General features: G+C 67.3%; 17 protein-coding genes. 11 read left to right on the forward strand and 6 right to left on the reverse strand.

Features of this window, described 5'->3' with window-relative positions:
• Window positions 1–111: 111 nt before the first annotated feature.
• Complete coding sequence (gene hisS, locus CKY51_RS09800; protein WP_022971517.1) at window positions 112–1,527, forward strand: histidine--tRNA ligase; 1,416 nt, start codon at window positions 112–114, stop codon at window positions 1,525–1,527.
• A 42-nt stretch (window positions 1,528–1,569) separates the two neighbouring features.
• Here hisS and CKY51_RS09805 read toward each other — a convergent pair whose 3' ends face one another.
• Window positions 1,570–2,340, reverse strand: a complete 771-nt coding sequence (locus tag CKY51_RS09805) for a hypothetical protein (protein ID WP_022971518.1) — start codon at window positions 2,338–2,340, stop codon at window positions 1,570–1,572.
• Between the two features lie 133 nt (window positions 2,341–2,473).
• Between CKY51_RS09805 and CKY51_RS09810 the strand changes: the two genes are divergently transcribed.
• The 10 genes from CKY51_RS09810 to CKY51_RS09855 all read left to right on the forward strand — a co-directional run bounded on the left by CKY51_RS09810 (window position 2,474) and on the right by CKY51_RS09855 (window position 11,697).
• Complete coding sequence (locus CKY51_RS09810; protein WP_022971519.1) at window positions 2,474–2,800, forward strand: YerC/YecD family TrpR-related protein; 327 nt, start codon at window positions 2,474–2,476, stop codon at window positions 2,798–2,800.
• A 9-nt stretch (window positions 2,801–2,809) separates the two neighbouring features.
• Window positions 2,810–3,724 carry an ATP phosphoribosyltransferase gene (hisG, locus tag CKY51_RS09815; protein WP_022971520.1) on the forward strand — a complete coding sequence of 305 codons (915 nt, stop codon included), beginning with the start codon at window positions 2,810–2,812 and terminating at the stop codon, window positions 3,722–3,724.
• Entirely contained in the window at window positions 3,721–5,016 is a 1,296-nt protein-coding gene (gene hisD, locus CKY51_RS09820) for a histidinol dehydrogenase (RefSeq protein WP_022971521.1), read from the forward strand. Before hisG ends, hisD begins: the two co-directional genes overlap by 4 nt.
• Window positions 5,013–6,101, forward strand: a complete 1,089-nt coding sequence (hisC, locus tag CKY51_RS09825) for a histidinol-phosphate transaminase (RefSeq protein ID WP_022971522.1) — start codon at window positions 5,013–5,015, stop codon at window positions 6,099–6,101. The genes hisD and hisC overlap by 4 nt, the downstream gene beginning before the upstream one ends.
• Window positions 6,098–7,225, forward strand: coding sequence for a bifunctional histidinol-phosphatase/imidazoleglycerol-phosphate dehydratase HisB (gene hisB / locus CKY51_RS09830; protein WP_022971523.1), 1,128 nt, complete (start codon window positions 6,098–6,100; stop codon window positions 7,223–7,225). The genes hisC and hisB overlap by 4 nt, the downstream gene beginning before the upstream one ends.
• Window positions 7,222–7,824, forward strand: coding sequence for an imidazole glycerol phosphate synthase subunit HisH (hisH, locus tag CKY51_RS09835; protein WP_022971524.1), 603 nt, complete (start codon window positions 7,222–7,224; stop codon window positions 7,822–7,824). The genes hisB and hisH overlap by 4 nt, the downstream gene beginning before the upstream one ends.
• Window positions 7,821–8,555, forward strand: a complete 735-nt coding sequence (gene hisA / locus CKY51_RS09840; RefSeq protein WP_022971525.1) for a 1-(5-phosphoribosyl)-5-[(5-phosphoribosylamino)methylideneamino]imidazole-4-carboxamide isomerase — start codon at window positions 7,821–7,823, stop codon at window positions 8,553–8,555. The genes hisH and hisA overlap by 4 nt, the downstream gene beginning before the upstream one ends.
• Window positions 8,549–9,325 carry an imidazole glycerol phosphate synthase subunit HisF gene (gene hisF, locus CKY51_RS09845; protein WP_022971526.1) on the forward strand — a complete coding sequence of 259 codons (777 nt, stop codon included), beginning with the start codon at window positions 8,549–8,551 and terminating at the stop codon, window positions 9,323–9,325. Before hisA ends, hisF begins: the two co-directional genes overlap by 7 nt.
• Window positions 9,315–9,935, forward strand: a complete 621-nt coding sequence (gene hisIE, locus CKY51_RS09850) for a bifunctional phosphoribosyl-AMP cyclohydrolase/phosphoribosyl-ATP diphosphatase HisIE (protein WP_022971527.1) — start codon at window positions 9,315–9,317, stop codon at window positions 9,933–9,935. The genes hisF and hisIE overlap by 11 nt, the downstream gene beginning before the upstream one ends.
• Window positions 9,936–10,107: 172 nt before the next feature.
• The gene (locus CKY51_RS09855) at window positions 10,108–11,697 is read left to right on the forward strand and encodes a calcineurin-like phosphoesterase C-terminal domain-containing protein (RefSeq protein WP_022971528.1); all 1,590 of its coding nucleotides are present in this window, start codon (window positions 10,108–10,110) and stop codon (window positions 11,695–11,697) included.
• A gap of 342 nt (window positions 11,698–12,039) precedes the next feature.
• Here the strand turns inward: CKY51_RS09855 and CKY51_RS09860 are convergent, their stop codons facing one another.
• From CKY51_RS09860 to CKY51_RS09880, 5 genes are all read right to left on the reverse strand, one after another.
• A complete protein-coding gene (locus CKY51_RS09860; RefSeq protein WP_081641342.1) occupies window positions 12,040–13,131 on the reverse strand; it encodes a C13 family peptidase in 1,092 nt (363 codons plus the stop codon).
• A 279-nt stretch (window positions 13,132–13,410) separates the two neighbouring features.
• Window positions 13,411–14,109 carry an acireductone synthase gene (gene mtnC / locus CKY51_RS09865; protein ID WP_022971530.1) on the reverse strand — a complete coding sequence of 233 codons (699 nt, stop codon included), beginning with the start codon at window positions 14,107–14,109 and terminating at the stop codon, window positions 13,411–13,413.
• A 2-nt stretch (window positions 14,110–14,111) separates the two neighbouring features.
• Window positions 14,112–14,678 (reverse strand): 1,2-dihydroxy-3-keto-5-methylthiopentene dioxygenase, encoded by a 567-nt coding sequence (locus tag CKY51_RS09870; protein WP_022971531.1) that lies wholly within the window; start codon window positions 14,676–14,678, stop codon window positions 14,112–14,114.
• A gap of 30 nt (window positions 14,679–14,708) precedes the next feature.
• Window positions 14,709–15,362 (reverse strand): methylthioribulose 1-phosphate dehydratase, encoded by a 654-nt coding sequence (locus CKY51_RS09875; protein ID WP_022971532.1) that lies wholly within the window; start codon window positions 15,360–15,362, stop codon window positions 14,709–14,711.
• 71 nt (window positions 15,363–15,433) lie between these two features.
• The gene (locus CKY51_RS09880) at window positions 15,434–16,864 is read right to left on the reverse strand and encodes an amino acid permease (protein ID WP_022971533.1); all 1,431 of its coding nucleotides are present in this window, start codon (window positions 16,862–16,864) and stop codon (window positions 15,434–15,436) included.
• Window positions 16,865–16,923: the final 59 nt, after the last annotated feature.

The raw sequence follows: 16,923 nt of genomic DNA on the forward strand, positions 1-16,923 counted from the left end.
TACATGGGGCACGTGCTGCGGGGATGCATGAATGATACGCCATGCGGCCAGCGCGGCCGGTAGCCGGTAGAATTGCGCGTTCGCCCCACCGTCCCGTTAGGAGTTTCGCTCGTGATCAAGCCCCGTACGCCGCCCGGCATCATGGAACTGCTGCCACGCGAGCAGATCGCGTTCCAGCGCATGCTGGACGTCATCCGCCGCAACTACGAGCGGTTCGGGTTCCTGCCGATCGAAACCCCGGTGTTCGAGCTGTCCGACGTGCTGCTGACCAAGTCCGGCGGCGAGACCGAGCGGCAGGTGTACTTCGTGCAATCCACCGGCGCGCTGGCCAACGCCGCTGCCGCCGAGAGCGGCGAGGGCGGCCTGCCGGAGTTGGCGCTGCGCTTCGATCTGACCGTGCCGCTGGCGCGCTATGTTGCCGAACACGAGCACGACCTGAGCTTCCCGTTCCGCCGTTACCAGATGCAGCGGGTGTATCGCGGCGAGCGTGCCCAGCGTGGGCGCTTCCGCGAGTTCTACCAGTGCGACATCGACGTCATCGGCAAGGACGTGTTGAGCATCCGCTACGACGCCGAGGTGCTGGCGGTGATCCATGCCGTGTTTGCTGAGCTGGGGATCGGCGAGTTCCGCATCCAGTTGAACAACCGCAAGCTGTTGCGTGGTTTCTTCCAGGCCCAGGGCGTGGCCGATGCGCAGCAACAGGCGCTGGTGCTGCGCGAGGTCGACAAGCTCGACAAGCGCAGCGCCGAGGACGTGCGCGCCACCTTGGTCGGTCCGGACTTCGGGCTGGCCGAGGATGCGGTGCAGCGTATCCTGGATTTCGCCAAGATCCGCTCGACGTCGCATGCCGATGCGCTGGACAGGATCGCGTGGGTGCTCAATGAAGTGGGCGCGCGCAGCGGCAGCAACCAGGATCTGCAGGACGGTGCCGACGAACTGCGCACTGTGCTCGAACTGGTCAAGGCGCTGGGCGTGCCCGAAAGCGCGTATTGCCTGAATTTCTCCATCGCGCGCGGACTGGATTACTACACCGGCACCGTCTACGAGACCAGCCTGGTCGATCACCCGCAGATCGGTTCGATCTGCTCGGGCGGTCGCTACGAGAGCCTGGCCAGCCATTACACCAAGTCCAAGCTGCCCGGCGTGGGGATCTCGATCGGGCTGACTCGGCTGTTCTGGCAACTGCGCGAGGCTGGCCTGATTCAGGGCATCGCCGAGAGCAGCGTGCAGGCGATGGTGGCGTTGATGGACGAGGCGCGGCTGGACGATGCACTGGATATCGCCCGCCGGCTGCGCATCGGTGGCATCAACACCGAAGTGCAGATGGAGCCGAAGAAGATCGGCAAGCAGTTTCAGTATGCCGCCCGCGCCGGCATCCGCTTCGTGGTGCTGGCTGGCGACGACGAGCTGGCGCGCGGCGTGGTGGCGGTCAAGGATCTGGTGCGCGAGCAGCAGTTCGACGTGCCACGCGAGGAACTGGCTAGCACGCTGCAGGTGGAGCTGGAGCAGGCCAAGGTCATGGCCTGAGGCGCCAGCCGGCGGCCGCTCCTGCGGTCCGCCGTCAGGCTGTCATGCGCGTGGCGTGTGCTGGGGCTGGGTGAGCAACCCGGCTGCGCGCAGCATGGACTTCAGTGCGCGCAGTTGTGCGCGATCGTCGGTCGGCCATCCCTGCAATTGCGCGCGTACCTGGCCGTCGCGCACCAGCAGGAAGGTCGGCATTACCCAGGGGTGGGGCAGCAGCGGCCATTCCGCCGCGTCGTAGAGCGGATGCAGCGGTATGTGCGGATGGCTGCGGTTCCAGCTCCGCAGCGCGGTGATGTCCTCGCTGCTTGGCGGCGGCGTCAACCACAGGGCATGGCGGCGGAACACCGGCCCAAGCGCGGGGGCGGCGGCGATCGCACGGGCCGCGTCGGCGGAGAAGTGACGGCCGGCGGTGACCAGGATCTGGGTTGGCCCCAGGTCGATTGCGCGCCGTTGCATCACCGTGCCGCTGTCATCGAGTGTCCACAGGGTCGGGCCATGTTCTCCCGCGCCCAGGTGATCGTCGAAGCGCAGCCAGGCCAGCCACTCGGGGTGGCTGCCTTCGGCCAATCGCTGGCGTGCCTCTTCGATGCGATGCGCGTGCAACAGCGCGTCGCCGGCGTCATTCAGTTGGTTGGCCGTGGCCTGGCCGCGTACGCGTAGCAGTGCCAGGATCTGCAGCTGCCTTTCCAGGCCTTCATCGTTCGGCTGGGTGGCCTGGGCGGCCGCGACCGCGCGGTAGAGCAATGCCAACGACGCTGCATCCACCTGTCTGGCGTCGTCGGCGATAAAGGCTTCCGGCATGAACTGCCGCAGCATCTCGCAGGCCGCCGGCGACCCCGTCAGGAGAGACCGGCGGGACGTCCCAGCCCCTGTCGTTCCAGCCTGTCGTTCCAGGATGTCCACGCCCCAAGGCTTGACCAATGTATTAGCGCGCTATTACATTAGTGCAATGAAACAACGTCCCATCCCCACTGCTGAGCGCAGCAACAGCGCCTCGTTCCAGGCGTTGGCGCATGCACTGGCTCAGCTCGGTCGCCCGGAAGAGGTCGCCGCGTTCCTACGCGACCTGTGTACACCGGCCGAGCTGGAGGCCATGTCCGACCGCTGGCGGGTGGTGCCGCTGCTGGTCAAGGGCGTGCCGTACCGCGAGATCCACGAGCTGACCCAGGTCAGCGTCACCACCATCGGGCGCGTGGCGCGCACGCTGGACCAGGGCGCTGGTGGCTATGCCGCCGCGTTGCGCGAGCAAGCCGCCCGCCCCCTCGACTCCCACTGAGAGACCACGATGAGTGCTTCCACGGCAGCACCGGCACGCGACCGGTTGCGTATCGCCATCCAGAAGAGTGGCCGTCTGGCCGAGCCGGCACGCAGTCTGCTGGCGGCCTGCGGGCTGAGCTGGCGGCAGAGCCGCGACAAGTTGTTCTGCTATGGCGAGTCGTTGCCGGTAGACCTGTTGCTGGTGCGCGACGACGACATCCCGGGCCTGATCGCCGATGGCGTCTGCGACCTCGGCATCGTTGGCCAGAACGAGCTGGACGAGCAGGCGGCCGCACGCCGTCAGGCGGGCGTCCCGCAGGCCTACCACGCGCTGCGTGGCCTGGCCTTCGGTCAATGCCGGCTGATGCTGGCAGTGCCGGAGGAATGGGATTGGCAGGGCGTCCAACAGCTGGCCGGCAAGCGCATCGCCACCAGCTACCCGGCCATCCTCGCCGACTGGCTCGAGCGGCAGGGCGTGGCCGCCACGGTGGTCGAACTCTCCGGCTCGGTGGAGATCGCTCCGCGGCTGGGCACGGCCGATCTGATCTGCGACCTGGTGTCCAGCGGCGCGACCCTGGCCGCCAACCAGCTCAAGCCGGTGGAACTGGTGATGCAAAGCGAAGCCGTGCTGGCCGGTGCGGTGCGCGCGCCCAGCGATGCCCGTGCCGGCTTGCTGAGCATGTTGCTGCGGCGCATGGACGGCGTGCTCAAGGTGCGCGACAGCAAGTTGCTGATGTTTCGCGCCGAGCAGGGCGACGTGGATGCGTTGCGTCGCCTGCTGCCCGATGCCGATCCGCTGGTGCAATTGCCCGACGATGGCCAGGGCGCGCTGCGGCTGCAGACCATGTGCCATGGCGCGGTGACCTGGCAACGCCTGGAAGAACTGGAACGCGCAGGTGCGCAAGGCTTGATGGTATTGACGGTGGAGCGCTCGCTGGCATGAATAGTCTCGATTGGAACCGCCTGGATGCCGCCGCGCGCGCGCAGGCGCTGACGCGGCCGGTGCAGACCGTGGCGACGCAAACACGTGAGGCAGTGGCCGCATTGATCTCTGAGGTGCGCGCAGGCGGCGATGCCGCGCTGCGCACCATCACCGCGCGCTTCGACGGCGTGTCGCTGGATGCGCTGGCAGTGGACGCGGCCGAATTCGCCGCAGCCGAAGCCAGCGTTGCCCCGGAACTACGGCAGGCGATGCAGGAGGCGGTCACGCGCATCGAGGCCTTCCACCGCGCCGGCATGGGCAGCGGCTACGCAGTGGAAACCGCCCCGGGCGTGGTCTGCGAGAAGATCGTCCGTCCGATCGGACGGGTTGGGTTGTACGTGCCGGCCGGCAGTGCACCGCTGCCGTCGACCGCGCTGATGCTGGGCGTGCCCGCGCGCCTGGCCGGTTGCCGCGAGGTGGTGCTGTGCACGCCGCCGCGCAAGGACGGCAGCGTCGATCCGGCGGTGCTGGTCGCTGCGCGCCTGACCGGCGTGGACCGCGTGTTCAAGCTCGGCGGTGCGCAGGCGATCGCCGCGATGGCCTATGGCACCGACAGTGTGCCGAGCTGCGACAAGTTGTTCGGCCCGGGCAACAGCTTCGTCACCGAAGCCAAGCAGCAGGTGGCGCAATCCGGTGCGGCGGCGATCGACATGCCGGCCGGGCCGTCGGAAGTACTGGTGATCGCCGATGCCGGCGCGCAGCCGGCCTTCGTGGCGGCCGATCTGTTGTCGCAGGCCGAGCACGGTCCGGATTCACAGGTGCTGCTGCTCTCGGACAGCGATGCCTTGATCGCAGCGGTGCAGGTGGAGCTGGAGCGGCAACTGGCGCAGCTCTCGCGCGCCGAGATCGCACGCCAGGCGCTGGCGCAATCGCGGCTGATCAAGGTGCAGACCTTGCAGGAAGCGTTTGCGATCAGCAACGGCTACGCGCCCGAGCATCTGATCCTGGCCTTGCGCGATCCGCGCGCGTGGCTGGAGCAGGTCGAGGCCGCCGGTTCGGTGTTTCTGGGCGACTACACCCCCGAGGCACTGGGCGATTATTGCAGCGGCACCAACCACGTGCTGCCGACCAGTGGCGCCGCACGCGCGTATAGCGGCGTCAGCGTGGCCAGCTTCCAGAACATGGTCAGCGTGCAGGCCGCCAGCCAGGCCGGCATTGCCAGCATCGGCGATTGCGCGCTGATCCTGGCGCGGGCCGAGGGCCTGGATGCGCACGCCAACGCCGTGGCGCTGCGGATGGGGGTGGCGGCATGAGCGCGTCCTCCATCCTGGAGTTGGTGCGCGAGGATCTGCGCGCGTTTGTCGGCTATTCCTCGGCGCGCACCAGCGCGCTGCAAGGCGAGGTCTGGCTCAACGCCAACGAAGCGGCCTGGGGCAATCCGGCCGATCCGGGCGCGAGTACCCGGCGTTATCCGGATCCGCAGCCGGGCGCGCTGCGTGGCGCGCTGGCGCAGCTCTACGGTTGCGCGCCGGAGCAGTTGCTGATCGGCCGCGGCAGCGACGAGGCGATCGATCTACTGGTGCGCGGGCTGTGCGTGCCCGAGCGCGATGCGGTGGTGGTCACCCCACCGGTGTTCGGCATGTATGCGGTGTGCGCGCGGCTGCAGAACGCTCCGCTGGTGGAGGTCCCGTTGGTGGATGGTGCGGACGGGTTCCGCGCCGACATTCCGGCGATCGTGGACGCCGCGCTGGCTGCACGCGCCAAGCTGGTGTTCCTGTGCTCGCCCTCCAACCCGGCCGGCTCGGCGATCGCGTTGGAGGAGATCGAGAACGCCTTGCAACGTCTGCAAGGCAAGGCCCTGGTGGTGGTGGACGAGGCCTATGGCGAGTTCTCCGACGTGCCCTCGGCGGTCGGGTTGTTGTCCCGTTATACCAATCTGGCAGTGCTGCGGACCTTGTCCAAGGCGCACGCGCTGGCCGCCGCACGCATCGGCAGCCTGATCGCCGATGCCGCGCTGATCGGCCTGCTGCGGCGCTGCCAGGCGCCGTATCCGGTGCCCACACCGTGTGCGCGGATGGCCGAGCAGGCGCTGTCGGCACCGGCGCTGGAGGTGACGCGTCGGCGCATCGACGAGATTCGTGCAGAGCGCGAGCGCATGCAGGTGGCGCTGGCGCAGTTGGCCGGCGTGCGCCAGGTGTATCCATCGCAAGGCAACTTCTTGCTGCTGCGTTTCGACGACGCTGAGTCAGCGTTCCAGGCCTTGTTGGAGGCAGGAGTCGTCGTGCGCGACCAACGCGCGGTCCCGCGGTTGGGCGATGCCCTGCGCATCACCCTGGGGACGCGCGAGCAGAACGATCGCGTGCTGGGCGCGCTGCAGCGCCGGCAGGAGGCCGCATGAGCCCGATCCTGTTCGTCGACCGCGACGGCACCTTGATCGCCGAGCCGGAGGATTTCCAGATCGATGCCTTCGAGAAGCTGCGCTTCGTCGACGGCGTGATTCCGGCAATGCTCAAGCTGCGCGATGCCGGCTACCAGTTCGTGATCGTCACCAACCAGGATGGCCTGGGTAGCGATGCCTATCCGCAGGCTGCTTTCGATGGTCCCAACGATCTGATGCTGCAGATCTTTGCCAGCCAGGGCATTCACTTCCGTGACGTGCTGATCGACCGCAGCTGGCCGGCCGACAATGCGCCCACGCGCAAGCCCGGCATCGGCCTGATGGTGTCCTATCTGCAGGATCGCAGCATCGATTGGAGCCGGTCGGCGATGGTGGGTGATCGCCCGACCGACATCCAGTTTGCGCAGAACCTCAATATCCGCGGCTTCCAGCTCCGCACCGCGCAGTTTGGCGGCGAGTGGGACTGGGCAGGCATCGCGCATGCGCTGGCCGATGCGCCGCGCTGCGCGTTGGTCCAGCGCACGACCAAGGAAACCCGTATCCGGGTGGAGCTGGACCTGGATCGCCTCGCCGAACCGCACACCGCCACCGGCCTTCCGTTCTTCGACCACATGCTCGAGCAGATCGGCAAGCACGGTGGTTTTGCGCTGGACATCCGTACCGAAGGCGATCTGCACATCGACGAGCATCACACCATCGAGGACACCGGGTTGGCTCTGGGCCAGGCGTTGCGCGAGGCGCTGGGCGACAAGCGTGGCATCGGCCGCTACGGGTTCGATCCGGACGACAGTCCGTGGCGGGTGGCCGGCGCTACCGCGCGGCATGGGTTCACCCTGCCGATGGACGAAACCATCGCCAGTGCGGCGCTGGATTTCAGCGGACGGCCGTACTTCGTGTTCGACGGTCAGTTCACCCGCGAGCGGGTCGGCGACATGCCCACCGAGCTGGTACCGCATTTCTTTCGCTCGTTGTGCGATGCGTCGGGATTGAATTTGCATCTGAGCGTGCGCGGCGACAACGATCATCACAAGGTCGAGGCCTGCTTCAAGGCCTTGGCACGTGCGCTGCGCCAGGCCATCCGTCGCGAAGGCACGGCGCTGCCCTCGACCAAGGGTGCGCTATGACCGATGTGGCCTTGATCGATGCCGGCGGCGCCAACCTGGGCTCGGTGCGCTATGCGCTCGAGCGCCTGGGCGTGCAGGCGCGGGTGGTGCGCGATGCTGCCGGTCTGGAAGGCGCCGAGCGGGTCATCCTGCCGGGCGTGGGTGCCGCGCCGGAAGCGATGGCGCGCTTGCAGGCGCAGGGCCTCATCGCGCCGCTGCAGCAGTTGCAGGTGCCGCTGATCGGCATCTGTCTGGGCATGCAGTTGTTGTTCGAGCATTCCGAGGAAGGCGACGTCGACTGCCTGGGGCTGCTGCCGGGCATTGTCCGGCACATGACGCCGGCGCTGGGCATCCGGGTGCCGCATATGGGCTGGAATCGCCTGCTGCCGCTGCGCGAATCGCCGCTGATCGCTGGCCTGCCCGAACGCTCCAGCGCGTATTTCGTGCACGGCTATGCCGCGCCGGTGACGGCCGACACCGTGGCCGCCTGCGATCACGGCGGCCTGTTTACCGCGGTGGTGCAGCAAGGTTTGCGCTGCGGCGCGCAATTCCATCCCGAACGCTCGGCCGAGACCGGCGCGCGCATCCTGCGCAATTTCCTTGAGATGAATTTTTCATGAGTTTCACTGTCTACCCGGCGCTGGATATCCGCAACGGCCGCGTGGTGCGCCTGCTGCAAGGCGATTACGCCCGCGAGACCCAGTACGGTGACGATGTATTGCCGCGCGCCCGTGCGTTTGTCGAGGCCGGCGCCAGCTGGATGCACCTGGTCGATCTCGACGCGGCCAAGGCTGGCGGCTACACCTTGAGCGCGTTGCTGCGGCAGATCGTCGACAGCACCGGCTTGCAGGTGCAGACCGGCGGTGGCGTGCGTTCGCGCGAGGACGTGGCACGCCTGCTGGATGCAGGCGCCGCACGGGTGGTGGTCGGTTCGCTGGCAGTGCGCGAGAGCGAAACGGTGATCGGCTGGCTGCGCGAGTTCGGCGCCGAGCGCCTGACCATCGCGCTGGATACCCGGCAGGACGCTGACGGGGTTTGGCAATTGCCGGTGCACGGCTGGACCGAGGCCGGTGAAGCCACGCTCGATGCGTTGGCGGTGCGCTATGCCGAGGTTGGGCTGCAGCACCTGTTGTGCACCGACATCGCGCGCGACGGCATGCTGTCTGGTCCGAACATGGCGCTGTACGCGCACCTGCGCCAGCTGGCGCCGCAGTTGCAGGTGCAGGTGTCCGGCGGCGCACGCGCGCTGACCGACGTCGCCGCCGCCAAGGCGGCGGGCTGCGCCGGCATCGTGCTCGGCAAGGCCTTGCTGGAAGGGCATCTGCAATTGCGGGAGGCGCTGGCATGCTGAGTCGCCGCATCATTCCCTGCCTGGACGTGCGCCACGGCCGCGTGGTCAAGGGCGTCAAGTTCCGCGATCACGTCGACATGGGCGACATCGTCGAGTTGGCGCTGCGCTATCGCGACCAGGGCGCCGACGAGTTGGTGTTCTACGATATCGGCGCCAGCCCCGAAGGGCGCTCGGTGGATTACGGCTGGGTCGAGCGGGTGGCGCGGCTGATCGACATTCCGTTCTGCGTCGCCGGCGGCATCGGCAACGTGGAGACCGCGCGTGCGGTGCTGCATGCCGGCGCCGACAAGATCTCGATCAATTCACCGGCGCTGGGCCGCCCGGCGCTGATTTCGGAACTGGCCGATGCCTTCGGCGTGCAGTGCGTGGTGGTCGGCATCGACTCGATCCGCGAGGCCGATGGACAGTGGCGCGTGCGCCGCTATACCGGCGATCCCAGCAAGACCCAGGCCTTGCCGATGCGCACCCTGGACTGGGTGGACGAAGCGCAGCGTCTGGGGGCCGGCGAGATCGTGCTCAATTGCATGGACAACGATGGCGTGCGGCGCGGCTACGATATCGCCCAGCTGCGGCAGGTGCGTGCGTTGTGTCGGGTGCCGTTGATCGCCTCCGGCGGTGCCGGCGAGCTGCAGCACTTCGCCGATGTGTTCGACCAGGCCGATGTCGATGGCGCGCTGGCCGCCAGCGTCTTCCATAGCGGGGCGATGCCGATTCCCGAACTCAAGCGCTTCTTGCGCACGCAACAGATCGAGGTACGCGATGGGCACTGAAGACGCCACCGTGGGCGAGGGGCTGGACGCGCTGGATTGGGCCAAAGATGATGGTCTGCTGCCGGTGATCGTGCAGGACGCGGACAATCTGCGGGTACTGATGCTCGGCTACATGAATGCCGAAGCGCTCGCGGTGACCCAGCAGCGCGGCGAGGTCACGTTCTTCAGCCGCAGCAAGCAACGCCTGTGGACCAAGGGCGAAAGCTCCGGGCATGTGCTGCGGGTGGTGGCGATCCAGACCGACTGCGATGCCGACACCGTGCTGGTGACCGCCCGCCCGCACGGGCCCACCTGCCATCTGGGGCGCGCCAGCTGCTTTCCGCAGGCCCCGGCGCAGTTCCTCGGCAGCCTGGATGCTTTGATTGCCACGCGCGAGCGCGAGCGTCCGCCGGGCAGCTACACCACTCAGCTATTCGAAAAGGGCACGCGCCGTATCGCGCAGAAGGTGGGCGAGGAAGGCGTGGAAACCGCGCTGGCCGGCGTGGTGCAGGGCGATGCGGAGCTGCTCGGCGAATCGGCTGATTTGCTGTACCACCTGATCGTGCTGCTGCGTGCCCGTGGGCTGGGGTTGGGGGATGCGGTGGCGGTGTTGGAAGCGCGCCACCGATAGGCGCTGCCACGGGGCGCATGCTCGCCGGATGCGCAAGCGGGCAGCCATTCCCGCGCGCATGGCGTGACCGACTGCACGGATGCCTGTGCGTGACGCGCCCATCGCCGCCGCCTGCGGCACGGCTGCGCTGCGCGCAGTTACAATTCCCCGTAGTTTCTCAGCGGGAAGTCCCATGCAATTGCGTTACGCGCTTCTGGCCCTCGGTCTGTGTGCGGCAAGCGCGCACGCGCGCGATGCGATCGTCGATGGCATCGTCTATGAAGAGCGCGACGGCAAGGCCGGGCGCAGCGCCAGCGAGCCTGGCTTGGCCGATATCGCGGTGTCCAATGGCGAGCAGATCGTCCGCACCGATGCGCAGGGGCGTTATCGCCTGCCGGTGCGCGACGGGCAGACGGTGTTCGTGATCAAACCGGGCGACCGCCGCTTCGTGCCTGCGGCCGATGGCTTGCCGGCGTTCTGGCGCCACTATGCTCCAACCGGTTCGGTCAAGCTCAGATACAAGACGATTCCTGCCACCGGCGCCCAAACCCACGACTGGAATTTCGCGCTGACCCCGCGCGACCAGGCGGCCACCGGCAAGGGCTTCGAGATGCTGGTGTTCGCCGACAGCCAGACCGCCACCCTCACCGATGTCGGCTATTACCAGCGCGATATCGTGGTCCCGCTGGTCGGCAAGACCTCGGCGCGGCTCGGCACCACCCTGGGCGATATCGTCAGCGACGATTTGAGTCTGTATCCGGCCCTGAACAAGGTGACCACCCAACTCGGCGTGCCGTGGTTCCATGTGCCGGGCAACCACGACCTCAACGTCGATGCCCACGACGATCTGCATTCGCTGGAGTCCTGGCGCGCGGTCTACGGGCCGGACACCTATGCGGTGGAAGAGGGCAACGCCAGCTTCGTGTTCCTCGACGATGTGGTCTATACCCCCGGTGCCAAGCCCAACTATGCCGGCGGCTTGCGCGAGGACCAGTTCACCTTTCTGCAGCGCTATCTGGCGCAGCTGCCGCGCGAGCGTCTGCTGGTGCTGGGAATGCATATCCATCTGTTCGATGCCGCGCCGGGGGAGGAAACCTTCCGCCATGCCGATCGCCGGCGCTTGTTCGCACTGTTGAAGGACTTTCCCAACGTGCTGGTGCTCAGCGGGCACAGCCATACCCAGCGGCATGCCTATCACGGCGCCGACGAAGGCTGGACGGGCGCACGTCCCTTGCACGAATACAACGTCGGCGCTGCTTGCGGTGCGTTCTGGTCGGGGGTGAAGGATGCCTCCGGCATTCCCGATGCGACCATGAGCGATGGCACGCCCAACGGCTACGCGGTGCTGCAGGTGGCGCCCGGTGGCGAGTACACACTGGCCTACCACGCTGCGCGCGCCGCCGATGACGCACAGCTGCTGCTGTCGGCGCCGAAGGTGCTGCGGCAGGGGGCGTATGCGGCGTGGGGCGTCTACGCCAACGTGTTCATGGGCCAGGACGATACCCCGGTGGAGTTTCGCATCGACGGCGGTCCCTGGCAGCCGATGAAGCGGGTGGAACGCGGCGATCCGCGCGTACTGGCCGAGAACGCGCGCGACGATGCCGCCGAGCAATTGCGCGGCTACGACCGTTCGCCCGAGGCGACGCCGTCCAAGCACTTGTGGCGCGCGTCGCTGCCGACCACGCTGGCGCTGGGCGAGCATCGGGTCGAGGTGCGGGCGACGCTGCCCACCGGTCAATACACGGCCAACACGGTCTATCGCCTGCAGCACGCCGATCCCTGAGCGCGGCGAGCAGCGCCTTCGCGAGCGACGGCATGCAGCGGAGGCGGCGAGGACAGCGTCGTCGGTGCTCGCCAACGGCGGCGCCGATGGCCGCGATCGCACAGGCTTGCGCTATTGGCAATGGCGGACTGTCATGCGTTGGCGATGGCGACGTTGCTGTGGGCCAGACGCACGAACGCCTCCGCAAGGGAGGCGTCGTAGGATCCGGGCTGGCAGGCGAAGGCGCGCTGGCGGGATCGATGCTGGCTGGCGGTGCGCTGGCTGGCCGCGTCAGTGTAGCGGCGGCGGCTGTGTGGTGACGAAACGAGAATTGCTCTCAAGACGCGACGCAATCGACGCGGCTCACTGGCGGTGCGGCAGCTGCTTGCCGACGTCTGCTGCCGCCGCCGTGGCAGGCGTTTGCGTGGTGATTGCCTGCGGCGCGTCGTTGGAGGCGTCGGGTTGGTCTGTTATCGGCAGCGGCGGGTACGGATAGGGAACCGCGGGGCCGAGGTGCAGTCCTGCGCGCCAACGTGCCAGGACCTCGCCGATCTGCTTGCCCTCGTCCTGCTGCGGCAACGACGGACGTTCGCCTTCGCGCCGTTCGCGTGCGGTGATCTCGGTGCGTGCCAACGCGAAGGCGGCCAGTGGGTCCTCGCTCCGGTTCATGCCGTCAATCAACCAGGCCTGGCCGAAGTAGGTGGCGTTGGAGGTATTACCGCATCCGAACGAGGGCCGGTCCGCACGCGCAGCGGTGAGGATCAGGGTGCCTGGCGAGCGCAGGGCGGGGATGAAGCCGCCGGAGTAGCAGGCCGACAACACGATGATGCGGTTGTCGATGCCGGCATCGTCCAGCGCCTGGCGCAGATCCTGTGGACTGATGAAGTCCTCTTCGTCGTCATCCACCTTGACGTAGAGCGTGTGGTCCTCGGTGCCATGGGTGGTGACGAACAGCAGCAATGCGTCTTCCTTGCGGTCCATGCGTTGGCCAATCGCCGCAAGTGTGTCGTAGAGGTTGTCGTAGGTCGCCAGCGGCGCGTAGGGATGCTCGCCCAGGTTGTCGGGGTGATTGACCAGGGTGACCACGCGCCCCTGCGCGCCGAAGCGCTGCTCGAACAGCTGGCGCAGATACAGGGTTTCGTTGCGGAACACGTCGTCGCCGGCATCGCCGGCAAAGCCGACCACGTAGAGATCGGTGATGCCGGGGCGTTGCGGCTGCAGCGCCTGCAGTGCCTTTGCCAGCGCGGCCTGATCGATCGGATCGTCGCCGCCATCCTCATCAGCGGCCGCGGTGCCGGCAGCATTGGGGGCCGGTTGCTTGGTGGTGCTGGTGGTGGCCCGCAGCGTCGATCCTGCATCCGGATGGCAGCCGGCCAGCCAGGCGGACAGCAGCAATGCCGCCATCAGGCGATGGAGCAGAACCTTGGACGAGGGCAGTGAAACGGACGGCGACATGGTGGCGACCAGAGCGGCAGGCCGCAGGTGTACCGCGTGGGCGTGGACATCGCAAGCCGCGCGGCAGCCACCCCACCGTGTGTAGGGATGCGGGCCAAGCGCTACCGCAAAGATGAGTTGCGCGAGTGGCGCGATCAGCCAGGCCGCGTTGCGTGCTTGACGCGGTTGCCAGTAGGACGGCGCCTTCCCGTCACGCCGTGACCGCCGCCGCCAAGGCGGCGACGCTCACTGGCCGGAACGCTGGGCGGCGACGCAGCGATGCGCGAGGCCGTCGTGCGATCAGAACGCCAATTCGTTGAAGCTTTCCACCCGCTGGTGGCTGCCGATGTCCTCGGCCGAACGGGGGATGGGATAGTCCTCGCGGCGATCGAGCAAGGCGGTGCGCATGCCGGCGCGCTTGGCCGCGTCCAGTTCCTCGATCACATCCGACAGGAACAGGATCTCGCCAGCCGGCACGCCGATGCGTTCGACGATGCGACGATAGCTGGAGCTTTCGCGCTTGCCGCCGATCTCGGTGTCGAACCAGTCGGTGATCAGGCCGCTCAGGTCGCCGGCATCGCTATGGGCAAAGAACAGCTTCTGTGCCGGCACCGAGCCGGACGAATACACGTACAACGGAATGCCGGCCGCATGCCATGCCTTCAGCTGGATCGCCGCGTCGGCATAGATGTGGGCGGTGAAGTCGGCGGTGCGGTAGCCGTCCTGCCAGATCATGCCCTGCAAGGCCTTCAGTGCCGTGTGCTTGCGGTCCTCGTCGATCCAGGTCTGCAGCGTGCTGATCAACAGCTCGTCCGGCACGTCCTCACCGAGTTCGTCGGCCACCTGGTTGAGCCAGTGGCGCACCTGCGGGTGGCCGCCGTGCTCGCGCACGTAGTCGGGCATGGCGCGGCGCGCGTACGGAAACAGGACATCCTTGACGAACGAAATGCTGCTGGTCGTACCTTCGATATCGGTGAGGATCGCTTGCGGTCGGGTCATCGTCAGCTGGCCTTGTGAGGTTTCTCGGGGGCGTAGCGGGGGAATTGTTGGGCGATCTCGGTGCCGGTGAAATGGCCGACCCAGCCGTCCGGCTCGGTGAAGAAGCGGATGGCCACGAAGTGCGGTTCCGGTCCCATGTCGAACCAATGCAAGGTGCCATCGGGCACGGCGATCAGGTCGTCCTTGACGCACTCGATTTCGTAGACCTTGTGGTCCACATGCAGGGTGAACAGCCCCGAGCCGGCGACGAAGAAGCGCACTTCGTCCTCCTTGTGGAAATGCTCGTCGAGGAACTTGGCGCGCATTTCCTCGCGCTTGGGGTTGTCCGGCGCGATGCTGACCACGTCCACGGTCTTGAAGCCATGCTCGGCGGTCAGTCGGTCGATGTCGCTGCGGTAGGCGGCCATCACCTGCTCGGGCGTGGCGCCAGGCTCGATCGGCTGATTGGCCTGCCAGCGTTCGAAGGTCACGCCGATCTTCTGCAGCTCCGCGGCGATCGCAGCGCCGTCGCGGCTGTCGAACTGCGGCGTGGTGGGATTGGTGTCGGCAAAGATACGCAGTCGGCTCATGGCGGTCTGGCTCGGTGTGGGAGAGCGGGGTCAGTGCGCGCCGCGCAGCTTCAGCAGTTCCAGTTCGCAATGCAGCAGGAACTCGAATGCCTCCAGATGCCGGCGTGCTTCGGCCATGTTGCGGCCCCAGGCATACAGGCCGTGTCCTTCGATGAGATACCCCCACATGCACTGTTTGTCCAGCAAGGCCTCCACCTGCGCGGCCAGCACCTGCATGTCCTGGGTATTGGCGAACACCGGCACGTCCATCGCGGTCTCGTGGGTGGTGTTGCCATCGAAGGCCTTGAGCAGCTCGTAGCCTTCCAGGCGGATGCGGCCGCTGCCGGCATACAGGCGCGAAGCGATGGTCTGCACTGGCGAATGGGTGTGCAGCACGCAGCCGATCTCGGGGAAACGGCGGTAGAGCTGGGTATGCAGCAGGGTCTCGGCCGACGGCCGCAGCGGGCGCCCGACCGCACGGCCGTCGAAGTCCACCACCATGATGTCGTCTTCGACCAGGCGACCCTTGTCGCGGCCGGACACGGTGATCGCCGCGTGCTGCTCGTCCAGGCGATGGGAGAAGTTGCTGCTGGTGGCTGGCGTCCAGCCGGCCTGGGCCAGCTCGCGGATATTGCCGATCAGCAGCTGGGCCAGCTCGTGCAGCCGCGCGGCGCTGTAGGGAAGGGGGGCAGTGGTCGCGTTCATGGCCTCATTCTACTGCCCCGTCGCGACATGGTCAGGTGCGGCGCAGCAGGCTGCGCACCGCAGGCAGGAACTCAATGCGGTGTGCGCAAACGGCTGTGGCGATAGCCGTAGCCGAAGTACAGCACCAGGCCTACCAGCGTCCACAGCCCCATCAGCATCCAGTTGTGCAGGGTCATCGCCGACAGCAGCGCCAGGCAGCTGAGCACGCCGGCGCTGCAGATCAGCCACGGCAGCGGCATGCGGAACGGACGCGGCAGCTCCGGATGGGTGCGACGCAGAATCAGCACGCCGGCGCAGACGGCGGCAAAGGCGATCAGCGTGCCCATCGAGGTCAGCTCGCCCAGCACGTCCAGCGGGAACACCGCCGCCAGCACGGCGATGCCGACGCCAGTGATGACGGTGTTGATGTGCGGGGTACGGTACTTGGGATGGATGCGGGTGAACAGCGACGGCAGCAGGCCATCGCGGGCGATGATCATGAAGATGCGTGGTTGGCCGATGATCATCACCAGCACCACCGACGACAGGCCGATCAAGGCACCGACTTCCACCACGATGCGCAGCCAACTGAGCTGCGGATGCGCGGCCACGGCGGTGACTACCGGCTCGTCGGTGCCGAGCAAGGTGTACGGCACCAGCCCGGTCATCACCGCAGCCATGGCGATGTACAGCACGGTGCAGATCAGCAGCGACAGGATCATGCCGATCGGCAGGTCGCGCTGCGGCCGATGCGATTCCTGCGCAGCCACCGACACCGCTTCGAAGCCGATGTAGGCGAAGAACACCATCGCCGCGCCGCGCAGCACGCCTTCCATGCCGTACTTGCCAGGGCCGTCGTTGGCGGGGATGAAGGGCTGCCAGTTGCCTGGATCGACGTATTTCCAGCCCGCCGCGATCACCAGCAGGATCAAGCCGGTCTTGAGCACGACCATGGCCATGTTCATCGCCGACGACTTGCGGATGCCGACATAGCACAGCCAGGTCAGCAGCAGCACGATGCCGGCGGCCGGCAGGTTGGCGATCGCGCCGGTGGCTTGCAGCTTGCCGTCCAGCGGCGCGTTGACCAGCGCGGCCGGCAAGTGGATGTTGAAGTGCTGCAACAGGCTGAGGAAATAGCCGGTCCAACTGACCGCCACTGCCGATGCAGAGACGCCGTATTCCAGTACCAGCATCCAGCCGATGAACCAGGCCGGCAGCTCGCCGAAGGTGGCGTAGGTATAGGTATAGGCGCTGCCGGAGACCGGCACCATCGCCGCGAACTCGGCATAGGCGAGCGCACAGAACGCACAGCAGATCGCCGCCAGCACGAACGAGAGCATGATCGCAGGACCGGCGTGGTTGGCCGCGGCCTGGCCGGTGATGACGAAGATGCCGCCACCGATCACCGCGCCGATGCCCAGTGCGGTCAGGCCCCAGGGGCCGAGCGCGCGTTGCAGGCCCAGCCCGTCGGCCGCCTCATGGCTGGCGTGGGGATGCTTGGTGGCCCAGAGTTGTTTGAACATGGAGCGGTTCCAGCTTGGCGCGGCGCGCCGTCGGTGAACGAAAGGACCGGCGCACGCGC

The organism is Xanthomonas maliensis, assembly GCF_009192945.1.
Taxonomy (GTDB): Bacteria; Pseudomonadota; Gammaproteobacteria; order Xanthomonadales; family Xanthomonadaceae; genus Xanthomonas; species Xanthomonas maliensis.

Coding starts and splice junctions, on each gene's coding strand:
- CKY51_RS09860 (WP_081641342.1), bottom strand. CDS start 13,131: ATGTCGCCGTCCGTTTCACTGCCCTCGTCCAAGGTTCTGCTCCATCGC.
- CKY51_RS09880 (WP_022971533.1), bottom strand. CDS start 16,864: ATGTTCAAACAACTCTGGGCCACCAAGCATCCCCACGCCAGCCATGAG.
- hisB (WP_022971523.1), top strand. CDS start 6,098: ATGAGCCCGATCCTGTTCGTCGACCGCGACGGCACCTTGATCGCCGAG.
- CKY51_RS09805 (WP_022971518.1), bottom strand. CDS start 2,340: ATGCTGCGGCAGTTCATGCCGGAAGCCTTTATCGCCGACGACGCCAGA.
- CKY51_RS09875 (WP_022971532.1), bottom strand. CDS start 15,362: ATGAACGCGACCACTGCCCCCCTTCCCTACAGCGCCGCGCGGCTGCAC.
- hisC (WP_022971522.1), top strand. CDS start 5,013: ATGAGCGCGTCCTCCATCCTGGAGTTGGTGCGCGAGGATCTGCGCGCG.
- hisIE (WP_022971527.1), top strand. CDS start 9,315: ATGGGCACTGAAGACGCCACCGTGGGCGAGGGGCTGGACGCGCTGGAT.
- CKY51_RS09810 (WP_022971519.1), top strand. CDS start 2,474: ATGAAACAACGTCCCATCCCCACTGCTGAGCGCAGCAACAGCGCCTCG.
- hisH (WP_022971524.1), top strand. CDS start 7,222: ATGACCGATGTGGCCTTGATCGATGCCGGCGGCGCCAACCTGGGCTCG.
- CKY51_RS09870 (WP_022971531.1), bottom strand. CDS start 14,678: ATGAGCCGACTGCGTATCTTTGCCGACACCAATCCCACCACGCCGCAG.
- mtnC (WP_022971530.1), bottom strand. CDS start 14,109: ATGACCCGACCGCAAGCGATCCTCACCGATATCGAAGGTACGACCAGC.
- hisD (WP_022971521.1), top strand. CDS start 3,721: ATGAATAGTCTCGATTGGAACCGCCTGGATGCCGCCGCGCGCGCGCAG.
- hisG (WP_022971520.1), top strand. CDS start 2,810: ATGAGTGCTTCCACGGCAGCACCGGCACGCGACCGGTTGCGTATCGCC.
- CKY51_RS09855 (WP_022971528.1), top strand. CDS start 10,108: ATGCAATTGCGTTACGCGCTTCTGGCCCTCGGTCTGTGTGCGGCAAGC.
- hisF (WP_022971526.1), top strand. CDS start 8,549: ATGCTGAGTCGCCGCATCATTCCCTGCCTGGACGTGCGCCACGGCCGC.
- hisA (WP_022971525.1), top strand. CDS start 7,821: ATGAGTTTCACTGTCTACCCGGCGCTGGATATCCGCAACGGCCGCGTG.